Below are 17,111 nucleotides of genomic sequence, written 5' to 3'. Positions count from 1 at the left end.
CGCTCGCTCCAGCTCGCGGCCTGTTCTTGAGAATGCAGTCAAACATGGTCACTCTCCGGTTGCAGTGCTGTCACGCTTTTTGCCTGACGCACGGAAAGCCAACCTCCAATTCTCGGGAAGCCCGCTTTTGATTCAGATCAAGCAGGACAACCATCGAATGCGGTTTGCGACCAGGCGTTCGTGCGTACGTCAGTGATGCTGACATTGACGGACAGCTCGTTAGCCTTCTGTTTGCGATTTCATCTTGTCCGGAGGCGGACATGTTTGCCGCGCGCGTCGCGGGAGCCGGGCGGAGGACCGTTCGTCAGACACAAACTGCGGGCGCAACATTGAGATCGATTACGAACGAATCGTCCAGAGTTCGGCCCGACGTCCGGTACGGGTCAAACTGAGAAGAACTCAGTACGAGCATATGATTTCCGCTTTGCCCTCGAACTCAGACATTGCTCGACGCAGTCGGCGGGCTTTTGGGACCACAAACCCATGGTTGGCCCGCGTGCCCACCCTCCCCACACCGGATTTTCCGCCTAAATCATTTGCCTTGCCGTCACGGCAAATAGCAGGCCCGATTAGGGTAATCGACCGTCTTCTTCGGCTGGTAATTCCATCTCCAACTCCAATGCCCGAGCTTTCACGCGCTCCCGGCGCATCCTGGGTGGACGTTCCGGCGACGCCATTCCTCCGAGCTGCAGTCCAATCTTGCAGAGTTAAAGTACAGCGCAAATGACCAAATCAGCGCCACGATAAAATTCCGAAGGCAACGCGGCCGAACATAACTTTCAGGCGAGCGCGCCCGGCGCGCCATAGCGCTCGGCTAAGACGGCGCGGACGCGATCGATCGCCTCCATCGATCGGACATAGCTGTCGGCGGGCAGCGGGAACGGCTTGCCCTCCTGCAGGGTGGCGCGTACCGCCGTAAGCTGCGCCTCAAAGGTGCTGGGGCCTTCGAGGGTCTCGGTGCGCTCCTTGCCGTCCACGTTGAGCTGCAGCAAATGGCCGAGCTGCGGTGCGAGCGGGTTGGTGACGTCGAGCCGGCCGCGCTCGCCTTCCACGATCAGGCGCACCCGCGCCGGCGTCGCGATCATCGAACCGCGGACCGCCGCACTCACCCCGCTCTTGAACATCAGCTCGGTCGAAAATCGGGCGCCTACGCCCTCCTCGAATTCAAGCTCGGCCTGCGTCACCCGGAAGGCATCGCCGCAGACACGCCGCACCCAGGCGAGCGGGTAGCCGCCGAGATCGCGCAGCACGCCGCCGCCCGACTGCGCGTCCCAGCGGAAATTACCCTCCTTGGCAATGAAGGCGCTGAACTCGGCTTCGACATGGCGGACGGCGCCGATCATGCCGCCTTCGATCACCTCCATCACCCGCGCCCAGAGCCGGTGATGCAGCGAATGCATTCCCTCGAACACCGGCACGCCCGCAGCATGCGCCGCCTCGAACACGCGTTGCGCCTCGTCGGCGTTCATTGCGAACGGCTTTTCGACGAGAACCGGTTTGCCAGCTTCGACCGCGCCCAACGCCTGCTCGGCATGGACGTTCGGCGTGGTGCCGACATAGGCCAGATCGATCGCGGAATCACGAAGCATCTCGGCATAACTCGCATAGACGCGGCCGATGCCATGCTCGGCAGCATAGGCCTCCGCCCGGCCAGGATCGCGCGCGGAAATCGCAACCACTTCGATCCCAGGAAGGACGCGCGCCGGCGCAAGCACCGAGCGAATCGCGATCTTCGATGCGCCGACCAAGCCGACTCGCAACGGGCTCGACATCGAGGTCCCCTCTCCTTTCATATTTCGAATCCTTCGTTACCAGAGTCGGGCCTTCAAAAGGAAAAGCAACGGCTGCGAGCACCTCCGCATCGCTTCGTCACTGACGTGGCCGATCGGGTCCGAGCGGGTGATCAAAAAACAGCGCAAATAACTAAATAGACCCACCGATAGAGTTGCGCGCACAACTTTCTTGTGTAGTTGCTGCGCGCGGCGATAACGTCCTTGTGTCCCGCGCAGCACGCAAAGATTCCGCGGCTATCATTGCCGCAAGATCTCCGGGGTAATGTCCGCGTTGGGTCAAAATGCGAAGAACCTAGCGTTAGCAAACCTGGTCCGCTCCGACCCACTAAGCGGACCTTAATCGGAGGTGCCGCTACTTCGCATTTCCGGGCTCATGCGTGTCCGTTCCGAAGAATGGAACTACACTGGGTTTTCACTATTTGTGTTGAGCGGTAGTTCTCTCGCGGCGATCTCGAAACGAGGTTCGCTATGACCTCCAGGTCCTCGATCAGGCTCGGTGCGCCGCTCGTCGCTTTTTTTCTGACCATCTGGCCGTTAGTTTCGTCGGTACATGCTGTTGAGGACGCTGGAAAGGTTGGCGTGGTGTCCTTTGGCCTGTTCGGGGATCAAGGCGTGTTTAGATCCGAGGCGACCGGTGCAGCTCAGGTCGTAGCTGGCCGTTTTCGGACTGGATCGATCAATGTGGAGTACAATTCCAAGAAGGGCGGAAATGCAACGATCGAAGCGCTGACCAGGTCGTTGCAGGCGGCAGCCAACCGCCTGGATGCTGAGAAAGACGTTCTCTTTTTGATTCTCACCTCGCATGGCTCTCCAGACGGCCTCGCAATCAAGGCGGGGCGGCACACAGAGACGCTCACGCCATCTCGTCTCAGCAACATGCTCGCGAAGACAGGTGTGCGACACAAGGTGGTTGTCATCTCGGCTTGTTATTCCGGGGTCTTTATCCCGCGCCTGGCGAATCCCGATGTGCTGGTCATCACCACGGCCGATGCCAACCATCCGTCGTTCGGCTGTCAGGACAAGGCCAAGTGGACCTATTTCGGCGACGCATTTTTCAACATCGCGCTCCGGAAAGCCGTTAGTCTGAAGGATGCGTTTCTGGATGCGCGCTCACTCGTCCGGAAGCGAGAATTGCGGGAACATTTCGAGCCGTCGAATCCCCTCATGGCAGGCGGCGCAGACGTCCTGCCGTTGCTCGTCGGACGCCCTTGAACAACCGGCCGCGAAGCCCTGAGGCGATTCCTTGCAGGCGTGCACCCGCAATGCACATCCCATCACGGTTTCGTGGAACAAGTCGCTTTATCACATTCGCGAGTGCGCCGGGCAAATGAACTCCCCGCCGCACCCGCGTGCCGCCGATCTTAAAGTGTTACCTTCTGTCGGCGGTTGCGCACGTTTGGGCCAATTGTTAGTAGCTTGTCACCGTAGCTACTCGCGCATGCTTCATAAGGATCGACTAAAATCGCTGGGGTTTCAGCGCCTTGGTTGCTCCAGTTTGGAGGAGCGGTGACAGATCACTGACCGCGGCTTTTTGACCGTGGGTTCAGAGGACGGTTTTTCCTGAGGAATGGCTGGAAGGCTCAAACCGCTCGAGGTAGAGCGCCAAACGCCGATGGAGACGGACTCTACCTGATCATCACCGGACCAACATCGGAGTCGCATTGGCCGATTGGTGTTGCGGTCCGCGTGTTTCCACCGATTGGATAGCGCGCGGAGCGCTGTCCAATATGGACCGCGCGACCTCGGAAACGCCGGTGAGGATGATCTGCACGCCGATGCAGAGCAGCAGGAAAGCCGACAGTTTCGTCACCACGCTGGTGCCCTCCTCGCCGAACAGGCGCGCCATTGCGCTCGATTTCCGGTAGGCATGGTAGATCGCCGCGGTGACGGCGAACGCCACCAGAAGCGAAACGATCGATGACTGGAACATCGCATCGAGGCTGCTGGTGCGGCTAATCCCGATCGCGATGGCTGTCGCGATCGTTCCCGGCCCGGTCGTCAGCGGAATTGTGAGGGGAAAGAAGGCCATGCGCTTCATGGTCGCATGATCGGGGGACGAGACCTCGTGAGGTCCGGCCGGGCCCGAGGGTGCGTGGAGCATGGACCAGCCTGTCGCTGCGACTACGAGGCCGCCGGCAATCCGGAGCGCCGGGATGGTCACGCCGAAGAAGTTGAGGATCTGGCTGCCCAGAAACAGCGACACCAGCAGGACCACGAAGGCATATCCGGCAACCCGCAGCGCAAGGCTCGCGCGCTCGTCTTCAGAAAGACCTCTCGTCTTGTCGAGGAAGATGAAGGCCAGTCCGTAGGGATTGATGATCGCGAACAGCGCGCCGAAGCCGAACAGGAAATCGGCAACCAGCCCCGATGTGGCGATATCACGCATGCTGCGCCCACTCCGCTCCTCGGCTTACGGCCATGTGAAGCCGGGCGCTTTGAAATCGGCCAGATTGTCGAGCGGCTTGCGCAGAACCTCAAACAGCACGGCCACCGACCAGCTGTTGGCGACACGGGCCAGCATGCCGACGAAAAACCGGGGCATCATCCGATGATACCGGATCTCACTTGTCCTTGCCGGGTGATCGTTCAAGACGCGATCTCTGCGCGCGCATGCGCTTGATCTCCTCCCTGAGCGCCTCGGCTTTTTCGTCTCGTTGCTCGCTCGCCGTTTCCAAGGGTTCGTCGCGAAGCAACTTCTGGAGTGCCTTTTCGACAGAAAGCTTGTTGGTCTCGGCCATACCAGACCTTTCTGACGCTACCGCGTCTGTCAGTACCGTGGTTGCAGTCTCAGCTCTTCGGACTGAACATGCCGCCGGCCGCCTTCATCGCCGCCTCACCCATGGTCTTGGTCTGGTCGGTCAGGGCCCGCATCTGCTCCTGGAAGAAATCGGCTTGAAGCTTGAGCGCGTCCTGGACATCCTTGGCATGGATCAGCTTGTCGCTGAGGTCCAGGGTCGCTGTGACATTGCGCTGCATGAAACTGCAAAACTCCTTCGCCTGGTTCGCGATCGGCAGAGGCGACGAACTGATCCCCTTCTCCAGCATCTCGAAATAGTCGGCGTTGGCCTTGCGCAGGCGGCCAAGTGCCTCGGTCAGCGCCGCACGGACGTTATCTGCGGATAGATTGATCTCTGCCATGACGTCTCTCCCTTCAGGTGTTAGCAGTTACGCGGTAAGCCCTCCGAACCAGGCGCCGAAATAACCGGCGTAGAGCGCGGGTACTTCGAGATTCATCGAGTGCCCGACGCGAGGCACGATCACGAGACGGCAATCCGGCATCGCAGCGGCCATGACGTGAAGATCGGCTGGCAGAATCCAACCGTCCCATTCGCCCCATAGCACCAGGTGCGGATGCTTCAGCTCCGGCATACGGCGCTCGAGCTCCCTGCTCTCTCTTTCCTTCGTGAGGTTGACCGGCGTTCCGATCCAGATGCCCTCGGAGACGCCAAAGGTCTGCTCGATGATGCGGTCGAACAACGCCTGGATGTCCTTCAATCCCTCCCGAAATCGAGGCACGGCGTTCGGCGCCATGCTCTCGGGCACGAACAGCGAGGACGCCGCGGTCGCCATGATCGTCCGTGTCAGGTCCTTGCTCGCCATCATCGCCCGAAACAGGCCGATCTGGTCGGCATTGAAAGCCATGCCGAGCGGCGTCACCGGATCGAGTGCGAACACGCGTCCGAAACGCTGCGGCTGCATCAAGAGCATACGGGCGGCGATGATGCCGCCGGTCGAATGCGTCGCGAGATGGCAATGGCCGATGTCGAGCATGTCGAGTGCCGCCAGCATGTCCTCGGCATGCTGCTGCATGGAGTAGTTCGCATAATCGGCGGCAGGCTTCGGCCGGTCGCTGTCCCCGCAGCCGCGCCAGTCGATGGCGATGACGCGCAGGCCCGTCGGAAACAAGGGCGCAGCCAGCTCGATCCAGTCCTTGCTGGCGAGATTGCCATGGATGAAGACGACGGTCACTTCGCCTCGGCCCCACTCCCGCCAGCCAAGCTCGATTTCACCCGCCTGCACCCGTGGCATAGACCGATCCTATTTGTTGAGACCGGCGGTTGGTGCCGCACCGGGAGGTGTCGGCGCCACTGGCAGGGCGGATACCACGGACCCCTTGATCATGCGATCTGTGCCGAGGGGCGATGAGGTGTCGACCGTTCCCTTCGTGACGAAGTCCACGACGTCGGCGGAATATTCCACCGGATTGTCGGTGTGGATGAAGTGCCCGGTCTCCGGATAGATTTTCAGAATCGGCCGGTTGCCCGCGTTGGTCATGCGCGTCATGAACGGCGTGATGACGTCGCGTCCGAGATCGGTCAGCCCGTTGAAAGCGGGCGTCGGGATGAACGGCTCCTTGTCACCGAAGGCGAGGAAGATCGGCGCCTTGATCTGGGTGACCCGCTCGTAAAGGTTCTTCGGATCATCCTGCTGGAGCTCGGCCCCGATCGTGTAGATGTCAAAGATGAAGACGTTGCACCACTGTTCGAGCTCCTTGGGATTGCCCTTGGTAAGCCCGACGCGCTGCTCGGTATGGAAGCGCGCATATTCGCTGTCGCTGAAGAAGTAGCCGCTCTTCGCCGCCGACACCACGCCGGTGTCGGGGTCGCGCTTCTTGAAATAGAAGAAGTCGCGAATGCCCTGCTCGTCGCGGGCCTTCTCCGCCGCCAGGATGCCGGTCTGGTCCCAGATCTGCTTCCACTTGTCGAAGTCGCGACCGAGTCCCGGTTGGAACAGAGGTGCCTTCTTGTCTTTCGCGATCGTGATGTCGCGCGGGTATTCCTCGAGTCCGGATGGTGCTTCGAGCGCGAGGCCCTGCACCGCATCCGGCCAGGTCAGGGCGTACCCCGTGACGAACTGACCGCCCAGCGAGTGGCCGAGATAATAGGCTTTCTTGACGCCAAGCTGGTTTACGACGAGATCGTAGATGACCTCGCGCATATCCTGCATGGTGCGCGCCGGGCTCTTATCGAGATTACCGGGCCCGGACATGCCGTAGTTCGGCAAGTCCGGCACGATCACACGCAAGCCACTCCGCAGCGCATATTGCATGATGTTGCCATAGTGCCCGCCGAATGCGCCCTTGCCGTGGATGATGACGAGGACCTTGGGATCCTTGTCGGTGCCGGCATACTCATCCATGTAACCAATCTGCCAGGTGTTGCCGATCTTGTCCTTGGCGTTGGCGTATTTGACCGGATAGGGATAGGTCACGAAGTCCTTCCAGAAGGACTTGCTCGGATCGATGTTTTCGGCGACGCCCGGTACGCGATAATTCTTGTCGACGAACATCCTCGCGCGATCGAGAGCCGCGACGTCGTCCATGAAGGCGACGAACTTCGGATCGTTCTTGCGCTGGTTGATGATTGGGAATACGCCGTAATGGGCGACCGGGCTCTCCTGCGCGATCAGGTCCGCGCCCGGCACGCGATCTACGGCCTTCTGCGCCAGCTTGAAGTTCAGCCAGAGGTCGTTGGTGATGTGCATCACCAGCGTGCGCGCCTGGATGCGGCCGAGATATGGATTAATGTTGTGGGTCTCACCGACCCGGTTGCGCCAGACGAGATCGACGGCGTCATAGAGCTTGGCACGGTTGGTGACGCTCAGACCGGCCTTCTCGTTCGGCGGATCCCAGTAGAATATCTCGGGCTGGACCGCGGCCCAGTTCTGGGTCGTGCGGAAGCCGAAGTCGTAGCCCGTCATGCCCAGGATCGACCAGCCGAACGCCACACCCGGCATCGGGTGCTTCTCCTTGGGCAGATTGTAGTAGTCGCCCTTGGTCGCCTGCCAGACCGGATCGCCCTCGATCGCGGCCGTCATCATCTGGAAGGTCCAGTTGCCGACGGGGTCTTCACCGTCCGACTGCGTGGTGCCGCCGATCGGCATCAGGGCGCCGATATATTCGGGATGCATGACCCCCCACACGTAGGTCTGGGTGCCGCCCATGGAGACGCCCGTGACAAGCGCGACGCGCGCCACCTTCAACTCGTCGCGCAGCAGGCGGTAGTTCGCCTGCACCATGTCGTAGTAGCTGTACTGCGGAAACTTGATGCCGAGGCCGTCGGACGGTTTGCTGGCGCCCCACGTCCCGAGCGGGTCGACCATGATGACGTAGTAGCGGTCGGTGTCGATCGGCCGTCCGGGGCCGATGATCGGGACGCCGCCCGACAGGGCCGCGCCCTTGACCCACTGTTCGTACATATCGGTGGAATCGCCGGAATAATAGGAATTGATCACGACCGCGTTGGTGATCTCACCGGCGGCATTGCGCCGCGCGTTGCCGATCGCGATGTATCCGGTACGCAGCTTGCCTGCCCCGAGCGATTCCAGCGTCACGCCGCCCTCGCCGCCATTCTCCCATTTGGAGGGATTGGCCAGGTCGTACTTGCCGCCAAGCCGGAAGTTCGCGATCTCATAGGTCTTTTTGAGCCCGTCATGCTGCATCTGCGACGAGCGCCGCGTGAACGGCTGGGCGACCGCGAGCGCGGTACCGACCAGCAACAGGATCAGGCTGACGAAGCAACGCTTGAGTGCGCTTCTCCCGTTCATGACGAACTCCCTCCTGGCGGTATTTTGCGCGAACGCTAGGCTGGACCTCCTCCTGAGGTTTGATTTAGCTCAATGGAATCCTTGAGCCTGCCTTGAGGATCGTGGTCATCGTCACGCTGGCCGGTCCCCGCAATGCCCTTCCTCAGTCATGGCTCATATCGTATCCGCTATGAGCTCGACGGACCGGCGAATGCGCCTGCCTATGTGCTGGTCAACGGTCTCACGCAGTATTCCGAGCTTTGGGGCACGTATCGCGACACGCTAATCGCACGGCGGTTCCGGGTCGCTACCTTCGACCTGCTCGGCCAGGGCGTCTCCGACAAGCCCGCGCTGTTCATCGATCAGGACGACCACATCGCCGTGCTGCATCGCCTGATCGGCGAGCTTGGCGACGGTCCGGTCTTCCTCAGTGGCATCAGTTTCGGTGGCTTGATCGCGCTGCGCTATGCCATCGAGCATGGCGCGCGGCTGTCGGGTCTTGTACCGATGAGCTGCTTCGCCGAGCTTTCGCCACAACTGCTACTGATCGGCAACGCCTTGCGCACCGGCCTCATTCTGGGCGGCACCGGCTACCTCCAGGATCTGTTACTGCCGATGAACCTGTCTGATCAGTGGTTGAAGCCGCTGCTGGACAAGCTCGACAACGTGAAGCGGCAGGGCTGGCTGGTCAACGACGTGTACGCCCTTCAGAACCTGATGGAGTCTTTCCTCGACTTCAAGCCGCTGACGCCGCGGCTTTCCTCAATATCCGTCCCAACGATGATCCTGAACGGCGAGTTCGACTTCCTCACGCCGCGGGCGCTGCACGAGACGTTGCGTGTGGAAATTCCTGACAGTGCGCTCGTCATCATCCCGAGGGCCTATCACGCCTTCACGCTCGAAAAGGCTGCACTAACAGCCGACCTGTTGGCGCGCTTCGCCGAGGACGTGTTGGCTGGCCGCTGGCAGGGCAACAAACAGGTCTTGATCGCGCCGGAAGAGGCCGGCGGGGACTTTTCGCCGTTTCCCGCCGGCTATGACCATCTGCGCGCGATTCCGGTGCAGAGGCCAGCAATATGAGCGCGTTCTTCGGACCGCTGCAAGCCGACGGACGCGTGCCGCCGCGCCAGCAGACGCGGGTCGCCGCGTTCCTGGTTTCTGCGCATGGTGCGCTGGCACGGCAATTCGCGGTCGCCCTGCCCGCGAGATTCGATGCCGCCTGGCAGACCGAATTGAACGCGCAGTTCTATCGCGAGAGCGAGATCGTCTCGCTTCTCATGCGCGCGACCGCGTGGGTCCCGGACCTCGCGCTGGGCCCCATGGCGGCATCCTGGGAGATGGCCTGGCTTCCCGCCCCGATCGAAGGCATCGCCGATCACACCCGCGCGCAGACCATTCACCTCGCGACGCTCGCACATGCGGTCCATGCCGGGATCCGGCCGGCGGCCCTGCTGCCGACGGAAGCGAACGCGAACGATCCCTTCGTGATGGCGCTGCGCCGCATCGAGTTCGAGAGCGGCCGGCTGTTGCAGGCGCAGATTCTGTTCCTGAAGGGCCCGGACCTCCTACCTTTCCGGGACGCCGTCAGCGCGACGCTCGAACGGCGGCACGCCGAGGTGCGCAGGCTCTGGCACGAGACCCTAGCAGGCGTCGGCGTTGACCTGCGCGAATGACCCGGCAACCTTGACGCAGATCAAGGCCGAGAGTCTGCCCGCCCCCAACATCGATCCAGTATTCACCTGCACCTCCGACCGGAGTTCCGCCCATGAAGGCCGTTTCCGTCGAAGAAGCCGTTGCGATGATCCCGGCCGGTGCGAGCGTCATGGTCGGCGGCTTTATGGGCGTCGGAACCCCGGAGCGCCTGCTTGACGAACTCGTGCGGCAGAACAAGACCGGCCTGTCTCTGATCTGCAATGACGCCGCTACTCCCGGCAAAGGCGTCGGCAAGCTGTTCGACGCTACGCTGGTCTCAAGGCTGACGGCAACGCATATCGGCCTCAATCCGAAGGCGCAGCAGCAGATGCTCGCGAACCAGATCGCCGTCGATCTCGTGCCGCAAGGCACCTTCGTCGAACGCATCCGCGCGGGCGGATGTGGCCTCGGCGGGGTGCTGACGCCGACGGGCGTCGGAACGCTGGTTGCCGAAGGCAAGCGTCAGATCGAGGTGGATGGCAAGCCGTTCCTGCTGGAGACGGCATTGCGGGCGCAGTACGCGCTGGTTCACGCGTTTCTCGCCGACTATCTCGGCAATCTCGCTTACGCGCTGACCTCCCGCAACTTCAACCCGGTCATGGCGATGGCTGCCGACACGGTCATCGTCACTGCAGAGAACATCGTGCCCGTCGGTGTCATCGCGCCCGATCACGTCGTGACCCCGGCGCCGCTCGTCGATTACCTGATTACCAACGGGTGAGATCATGGACCCGCAGATCATCATCGCCCGACGCGTCGCCAGGGAGTTGAAGAGCGGAAACCTCGTCAATCTCGGCATCGGCATTCCGACCTTGGTTGCGAATTACGTTCCGGCCGATTTGAAAGTCTTTTTTCAGTCGGAGAACGGATTGATCGGCACCGGGCCGATTCCCGAACAAGGCATGGCGCATCCGACGCTGACAGACGCCGGCGGCCGCCCCATTAGCGCGCTCCCAGGTGCGGCGACCTTCGACAGCGCGATGTCGTTCGGACTGATCCGCGGCGGCCATGTCGACGTCACCGTGCTCGGCGGCCTCCAGGTCGATGCGCATGGGCTTCTCGCCAACTGGATGATCCCGGGCAAGATGGTGCCGGGCATGGGCGGGGCGATGGACCTCGTCAGCGGCGCAAAGCGGGTCATCGTCGCCATGCAACATGCAGCGAAGGGCAAGTCGAAGATCGTCAAGACATGCAACTTGCCTCTGACCTCGGCGCGCCCGGTTCATCTGGTCGTGACCGACATGGCGGTCATCGGTTTTGCGGACGGCAAGGCGACGCTGCTCGAGACCGCCCCAGGTGTCAGCGTTGGCGAGGTTGTGGCGGTGACAGAGGCCGAATTGGTCATTCCTGACAACATCCCGGAAATGACGATCTGACGAGGTCACGACCATGCGGATATTCAGCGACTTCAACGAGATCAAATCCGCGGTCGGCACCGAGATCGGCGCGAGCGACTGGATCGAAGTGACCCAGGATCGGATCAATAAATTCGCCGAAGCAACCTGTGACGAGCAATGGATCCATGTCGACCAGGACCGCGCCAGGAAGGAAGCGCCCGGCGGCACCACCATCGCTCACGGCCTGCTGTCGCTCTCGCTTGCTCCGCTGTTCATTCGATCCGTGATGGGCTTGAAAGGGCTGCGCAATACGCTGAATTACGGCGCGGATCGCATCCGGTATTTGGCGCCGGTGCCGGCCGGCTCAAAGCTCCGCGGCCGGGTCACCGTCGCTGAAACCGAGGACGTGCCGCCGGACGGCTTGCGCGTCAACTATCATCTCGTGATCGAGATCGAGGGCGGCAAGAAGCCCGCTTGTGTCGCCGAGCTGATCGCCCTCCACTATCGCTGAGGGCGGTCAGTCGATGATGTGATACCCGCCATCGATATAGAGAACGCCCCCGGTGATCAGCTTGGCGCCATCCAGCGCCAGGAACGCAGTGGCGTTGCCGACGTCGTCGATGCTGACCAGGCTGCGCGCCGGCGCTTTAGACTGCGCCTTGTCCATGAGCTCGTCGAACTCCGGGATACCTGACGCCGCGCGCGTGGCGAGCGGGCCGGGCGAGATCGCGTGCACGCGGATGCCCTTGGGGCCAAGCTCGGCGGCCGCGTAGCGGACGGCCGCTTCAAGCGCCGCTTTCGCCACGCCCATGATATTGTAGTTCTCCACCACCATCTGGCTGCCATAATAGGTCATGGTGAACATCGTGCCGCCGTTCTTCATCAGCGGCTCGGCGAGATGCGCCATGCGCAGGAATGACCAGCAAGAGACGTCCATCGTCTTAAGGAAGCCATCGCGACCGACGTCCACCACGCGGCCATGGAGTGCCTCCTTCGGCGAGAAGGCGATCGAATGCAGCAGGAAATCGAGCTGTCCCCATTCCTTCGTAATCCGCTCGAACACCGCCTCGGTCTGCCCCTCCGTCATCACGTCCAGCGGCATGAAGATCGGCGCTTCCAGTGCCTGCGCCAGCGGCTCGACGTGTTTCTTGGCGCGATCGTTGAGATAGGTGACGGCCAGATCGGCCCCAAGCGCACGAAATGCCCTCGCGCACCCCCAGGCAATGGACTGGTCGTTCGCGATGCCGACGACGAGGCCCTTCTTGCCCTTCAGGGCAACCTTTGTATCCGGGAACACGGGGATCATGACACCCTCTCTTGTCTTGGATTGGTCGATTGTCCGTTCATCAACAGCGACAGCGTATGCTGTGCGATCATCAGCTCTTCGTCGGTCGGCACGACGTAGACGGGGATGCGGCTGTCGGAACGCGAGATCAATCTGGAATTGCGGGAGTTCTCGACGGGATCGAGCGTGACGCCGAGCCATCCGAGCTGCTCGACCACGCGCGCGCGAATGTTCGCCGAATTCTCGCCGATCCCGGCCGTGAAGACGAAGGCGTCGAGGCCCTGCAAGGCGGCCGCGAGCATGCCGGCACTGAGACCGATCCGATAGACGAAATAGTCGACCGCGAGCTTCGCCTTGGGGTCCGCGCTCGCCTCCAGCTCGCGCATGTCATTGCTGACACCGGAGAGCCCCTTCAATCCGCAGTCGCGATAAAGGAAATTCTGCACGTTTGAGGCGGACATCCCTTTCTCGGAGATGAGATAGATCACCACCCCGGGATCAATCTGCCCTGGACGCGTTCCCATCGGGAGGCCATCGAGCGCCGTGAAACCCATGGTGCTCTCGACGCTGCGCCCGTCCTTGAGCGCACACATCGACGCGCCGCTGCCGAGATGGGCAACGATCACGCGCCGCTTCGCGATATCGGGCGCCACGCCCGGCAGCGTCCGGGCGATATACTCGTAGGACAGCCCATGAAAGCCATAGCGCCTGACACCCTCGGCATGAAGTTGATGCGGAATAGCATAGTGGTCGGCGACGGCATCATGCGTGCGGTGAAATGCGGTGTCGAAGCAGGCAACCTGTGGCAGCGTCGGGAAATTCGCCAGCAGCGAACGGATCGGCGCCAGATTGTGGGGCTGGTGCAGCGGCGCCAGGGTCACAAATCGTTCGAGACGGGACACGACGCCGTGGTCGATCAGTACTGGCCGCGAATAGTCCGGCCCGCCATGCACGACCCGGTGACCGACCGCGATCGGCGTGACGCGAAGTTCGTCCCGCAGCCAGTCGCCGGCAACGGCCATCGCCGCCGGAACATCAGGCACAGCCTCGATCGGATAGGCCCGATCGGCCATCGGATCGCCGCTCGGGCCACTTGCCCGCAGACGCGGTCGGCTGCCGATACCGTCCATCTGTCCCTTGATCTGACGACGAAGCGCACCGTCGCCTTCGATCGCGTAGACCTGAAACTTCACACTGGACGAGCCGGCATTGACGACGAGGATCGTATCCATGGCGATCACGCGGCAACCGTCGGCGCCTTCTGACGCCGGGCATGAGCATAGAGCGCGGCGACCGCACAGGACGCCATCCGCGCACGTGGGGAATCCGCGCGCGAGGTCAGCACGACGGGCACGCGCGCACCGAGCACGATGCCGGCGCCATCGGCCTTGGCGAAATAGGCGAGATTTTTGGCCAGCATGTTGCCGGACTCCAGGTCCGGAACCATCAGGATCTGAGCGCGGCCGGCGACCTCGGATGTGATGCCCTTGATCCGCGCGGCTTCCAGATCGATGGCATTGTCGAAAGCCAGCGGGCCGTCGAGGATGCCGCCGGTGATCTGGCCGCGATCGGCCATCTTGCATAGGGCAGCGGCTTCGATGGTCGAGGGGATTTTCGAGGTCACGGTCTCGACGGCAGACAGAATCGCGACCCGCGGCGTCTTGCCGAACCCTGCCTGATTGTAGAGGTCGATCGCATTCTGAATGATGTCGCGTTTGGCGTCGAGATCGGGGAAGATGTTGATCGCCGCATCCGTCACGAAGATGGTCTCCGCGTAGACAGGCACGTCCATCACGAAGACATGGCTGATACGCCGGTCGGTGCGCAAGCCACCGGTCTTGGCCGTGACGGCGCGCATCAATTCGTCGGTGTGCAGGCTGCCCTTCATCAACAGCTCGCCTTTGGCGGCATGGATGAGCTCGACGCCCTTGGCCGCGGCTTCGTCGCTGTGCGCGGCATCAACGATCTCGAAGCCGGACACATCGAGATCGCACCGGGCGGCGGTATCCTTGATCTTCCGCTCGGGCCCGACGAGCACGGGCCGGATAATGCCGGCGCTTGCGCTGTCGATAACACCGCGCAGCGAGGTCTCGTCGCAAGGATGCACCACGATAGTCGGCGTTGGCGGCGCGCCCTTCGCCGCCGCAATTAACCGATCATACTTGCTGCCGGGCTGGGTTTGCGTCGTGTCGGCCGACATGATGTCACTCCCGATCCTGCCAATCCGCGTTACGACGCCCGTGCCTTGGGATCGAAAGGGGCGACGTTCGATGTCAACTCCGCCTCTCCGTCCAGACCGAAGAGCGCGGCGACGCGCTTCAGGCGATTGGCCCGCTCGCCGGTGATGTCCTCACTCGCCGACAGCACCTCGCGCATCGCCGCGAAGGCCGCACGCCGCTGGTTGGTGTCGTCGGGCAACAATTTCGGGATCGCAGCGAGAGCACCTTCGCGATCAAGAAGCAGCATGAAGAACTGCTCACGCACCAGCGTCTTGAATTCCGACAGCGTCATGCGGGCGCCGGCATGGTCACGCCGAACCTGCCGCAACGCCTCGATGCTGCGCTCATCAACCATGCCGCGTGCGGAACCAACATAAAGCAGCGCACGGAGGGCCGCTTCGCGGAGTCCGCCCTCACCGATGTGCGATTTTAGCTCGGCGATCCGTGCCGCGAGCATGGCACGATGCTCCGGCGACATCTCCCGGTGGCGCGAGGGCACGGAATTAGGGTCGACGCCGACCGCGGCCTGGAGCAGTGGTGAGCCGTAGAGGTTGAGGAAGACGGCCTCGCTCAGCGCCTCCTGCGCGTCGCGCCAGCTATCCAGCGCGTGCACGATCTGCTTCGACATTTGTTCCTGGAATGACAGGAATGGATTGTCCTTTGAAACCGGCTTGCGGTCTGTCTCGACACGATCTGCAGCCGATTTGACCGTGGACATCCAGGGGTTCTGGCTGCTGAACGCCTCGTATTGCAGCCGCAGCGGATGCATGTTGCGGCCCCATTCCGCGAGTTGGGGCGTCACCATGCCCTTCACCCACGGCCGCAAGAATTTTTGATAGGCCGCGAGATTTAGCTCCGAGACACGCTTGGCCGCAGCGAAGCGCCGCTCATCCTCGGGCGAATTTCCGCCCATTGCGCGGATATCGTCCAGCGTGCGGGCCTCGCAGCGCATCACCCACTGGCCAGCCGCAAGATCCGCATTGAGCGTCTCGTTGCCACGGGCCTCGAACGTGGCCTCGTAGAGTCCTGGCGGCAGCACGTCGATCAGATCGATGTTACTTGAGAACTCAGCGTGCTCCTTCTTGGCCACGCCGCCGGATACGAAGATCCCGAGATGGCCGATGCTCTCGTGAACCGTATAAACAATAGTCTGTCCGTAAGCTCTGATCTCGTCGACGTCGGCGTAGCAGTCCAGGATCCAGTCCAGCGCCTGTTGCGGCGGGGTGACATTGTCGCCCTTGGAGCAGAACACCACGATCGGCGAACGAATGTTGCGCAGATCGACCTTCTGGCCATCGGACATATCGATCCGACCGGCGGCGAGATTGTTGCCGATGAAGAGTTCGTCGACGATGAACTGGATTTCCTCGGCATTGAGATTGACGTGTCCGCCCCACCAGCGCTCGAAATCGAGATAGCGTTCCGCCTCGGTATCGACCTTGGAGTAGACGTTGTACTGCTTGGTCCAGAGCGTATTCGACGGGTTCTGGTTCTCGAAATTCTGTACCAGCCAGGCACCGTCGAACTTGCCGGCACCGAGATCGCTCGTGAGCGCCGTGAGCCAGCTTCCGCCCAGCAGGCCGCCGGAATAGCGCATGGGGTATTTGCCATGCACGCCTGCCCAATAAGCCAGCGGCGCACCGGCGATGATCAGCGGCCCGAATAATTCCGGCCGCAGTGACGCCAGGATCATGACGGCCCAGCCGGCCTGACAATTGCCGATCACACAGGGCTTTCCGTCGGCGTCCGGATGACGGCTGATGACCGTCTCGATAAAGATCGCTTCCGCGCGCGCAATGCGTTCGATGGTTTGCCCGGGCATAGGCTCCGGAAGGAAGCCGATGAAGTAGCAGGGATGCCCCGCCTTCATGGCGACGCCGATCTCGCTATCGGCCTTGAAGCCGCCGATGCCGGGTCCATGGCCGGCGCGCGGATCGACCACGACGAACGGCCGCCGGCTCATGTCGATCTCAACATCCTTCGGCGGAACGATGCGCACCAGCGCGTAGTTGACCGGTTCGTCCAGCTTCCGGCCGTCCGTGACCAATTCAGCAGCATATTGCAGCACATGCGGCGCGGTCTGGGCGACGTGATCGCGGTACTGGTCGCCGCGCTGGCGCATGATGTCCAGGAACAGGACGCTGCGCTGTCCCGCATCGACCATGTATTCCACGGCCGAGGCGACCAGCCCCGACATCGGGCCATCAGGCAGCTTTAAGTCTTTGATCGCCATGTTCGACCTCGTCGTCGCGCGAGGTCA

General features: G+C 62.1%; 17 protein-coding genes. 6 read left to right on the top strand and 11 right to left on the bottom strand.

Features of this window, described 5'->3' with window-relative positions:
• Window positions 1-779: 779 nt before the first annotated feature.
• Window positions 780-1,772 (bottom strand): Gfo/Idh/MocA family protein, encoded by a 993-nt coding sequence (locus tag AB7G19_RS21620; RefSeq protein WP_439035016.1) that lies wholly within the window; start codon window positions 1,770-1,772, stop codon window positions 780-782.
• Between the two features lie 489 nt (window positions 1,773-2,261).
• Between AB7G19_RS21620 and AB7G19_RS21615 the strand changes: the two genes are divergently transcribed.
• Window positions 2,262-3,005, top strand: coding sequence for a C13 family peptidase (locus tag AB7G19_RS21615; protein WP_441268062.1), 744 nt, complete (start codon window positions 2,262-2,264; stop codon window positions 3,003-3,005).
• Between the two features lie 424 nt (window positions 3,006-3,429).
• On the opposite strand, the gene AB7G19_RS21610 is transcribed toward AB7G19_RS21615, so the two are convergent.
• The 6 genes from AB7G19_RS21610 to AB7G19_RS21585 are packed head-to-tail and all read right to left on the bottom strand — an operon-like array spanning window position 3,430 to window position 8,339.
• Window positions 3,430-4,179 carry a MarC family protein gene (locus AB7G19_RS21610; protein WP_225048843.1) on the bottom strand — a complete coding sequence of 250 codons (750 nt, stop codon included), beginning with the start codon at window positions 4,177-4,179 and terminating at the stop codon, window positions 3,430-3,432.
• Between the two features lie 24 nt (window positions 4,180-4,203).
• Complete coding sequence (locus AB7G19_RS21605) at window positions 4,204-4,338, bottom strand: hypothetical protein (RefSeq protein ID WP_354123791.1); 135 nt, start codon at window positions 4,336-4,338, stop codon at window positions 4,204-4,206.
• Between the two features lie 16 nt (window positions 4,339-4,354).
• Complete coding sequence (locus tag AB7G19_RS21600) at window positions 4,355-4,531, bottom strand: hypothetical protein (protein WP_166096581.1); 177 nt, start codon at window positions 4,529-4,531, stop codon at window positions 4,355-4,357.
• A 49-nt stretch (window positions 4,532-4,580) separates the two neighbouring features.
• The gene (locus AB7G19_RS21595) at window positions 4,581-4,931 is read right to left on the bottom strand and encodes a phasin (protein ID WP_071913875.1); all 351 of its coding nucleotides are present in this window, start codon (window positions 4,929-4,931) and stop codon (window positions 4,581-4,583) included.
• 27 nt (window positions 4,932-4,958) lie between these two features.
• Entirely contained in the window at window positions 4,959-5,822 is an 864-nt protein-coding gene (locus AB7G19_RS21590) for an alpha/beta fold hydrolase (protein WP_283016501.1), read from the bottom strand.
• 9 nt (window positions 5,823-5,831) lie between these two features.
• Window positions 5,832-8,339: an alpha/beta hydrolase gene (locus AB7G19_RS21585; protein WP_283016502.1), complete on the bottom strand. Its 2,508-nt coding sequence runs from the start codon at window positions 8,337-8,339 to the stop codon at window positions 5,832-5,834.
• Window positions 8,340-8,471: 132 nt separating this feature from the next.
• Between AB7G19_RS21585 and AB7G19_RS21580 the strand changes: the two genes are divergently transcribed.
• The 5 genes from AB7G19_RS21580 (at window position 8,472) to AB7G19_RS21560 (ending at window position 11,858) form a co-directional block, all read left to right on the top strand.
• Entirely contained in the window at window positions 8,472-9,398 is a 927-nt protein-coding gene (locus AB7G19_RS21580) for an alpha/beta fold hydrolase (protein ID WP_354233559.1), read from the top strand.
• Window positions 9,395-9,991 (top strand): hypothetical protein, encoded by a 597-nt coding sequence (locus AB7G19_RS21575; RefSeq protein WP_166341360.1) that lies wholly within the window; start codon window positions 9,395-9,397, stop codon window positions 9,989-9,991. Before AB7G19_RS21580 ends, AB7G19_RS21575 begins: the two co-directional genes overlap by 4 nt.
• A 92-nt stretch (window positions 9,992-10,083) precedes the next feature.
• A complete protein-coding gene (locus AB7G19_RS21570; protein WP_038944143.1) occupies window positions 10,084-10,731 on the top strand; it encodes a CoA transferase subunit A in 648 nt (215 codons plus the stop codon).
• Between the two features lie 4 nt (window positions 10,732-10,735).
• Window positions 10,736-11,386 carry a 3-oxoacid CoA-transferase subunit B gene (locus AB7G19_RS21565; protein WP_071913865.1) on the top strand — a complete coding sequence of 217 codons (651 nt, stop codon included), beginning with the start codon at window positions 10,736-10,738 and terminating at the stop codon, window positions 11,384-11,386.
• Between the two features lie 13 nt (window positions 11,387-11,399).
• Window positions 11,400-11,858, top strand: coding sequence for a MaoC family dehydratase (locus tag AB7G19_RS21560; protein WP_071913863.1), 459 nt, complete (start codon window positions 11,400-11,402; stop codon window positions 11,856-11,858).
• 6 nt (window positions 11,859-11,864) lie between these two features.
• Here the strand turns inward: AB7G19_RS21560 and fabI are convergent, their stop codons facing one another.
• Genes fabI through AB7G19_RS21540 form a run of 4 tightly spaced genes read right to left on the bottom strand, consistent with a single transcriptional unit; the run spans window position 11,865 to window position 17,084 of the window.
• On the bottom strand, window positions 11,865-12,653 hold the full coding sequence (gene fabI, locus AB7G19_RS21555; RefSeq protein ID WP_028147828.1) for an enoyl-ACP reductase FabI: 789 nt from the start codon (window positions 12,651-12,653) through the stop codon (window positions 11,865-11,867).
• Window positions 12,650-13,864, bottom strand: a complete 1,215-nt coding sequence (locus AB7G19_RS21550; protein WP_283016504.1) for an acetate/propionate family kinase — start codon at window positions 13,862-13,864, stop codon at window positions 12,650-12,652. Before AB7G19_RS21550 ends, fabI begins: the two co-directional genes overlap by 4 nt.
• Window positions 13,865-13,869: 5 nt before the next feature.
• A complete protein-coding gene (locus AB7G19_RS21545; RefSeq protein WP_283016505.1) occupies window positions 13,870-14,832 on the bottom strand; it encodes a phosphate acetyltransferase in 963 nt (320 codons plus the stop codon).
• A 29-nt stretch (window positions 14,833-14,861) separates the two neighbouring features.
• Window positions 14,862-17,084 carry a DUF3141 domain-containing protein gene (locus tag AB7G19_RS21540; protein WP_441268061.1) on the bottom strand — a complete coding sequence of 741 codons (2,223 nt, stop codon included), beginning with the start codon at window positions 17,082-17,084 and terminating at the stop codon, window positions 14,862-14,864.
• Between the last annotated feature and the right edge of the window lie 27 nt (window positions 17,085-17,111).

Origin of the sequence: Bradyrhizobium sp. 215_C5_N1_1, assembly GCF_052075935.1 — a bacterium.
GTDB classification, from domain to species: Bacteria; Pseudomonadota; Alphaproteobacteria; order Rhizobiales; family Xanthobacteraceae; genus Bradyrhizobium; species Bradyrhizobium barranii.
This window is presented reverse-complemented; position numbering and strand designations above follow the sequence as displayed.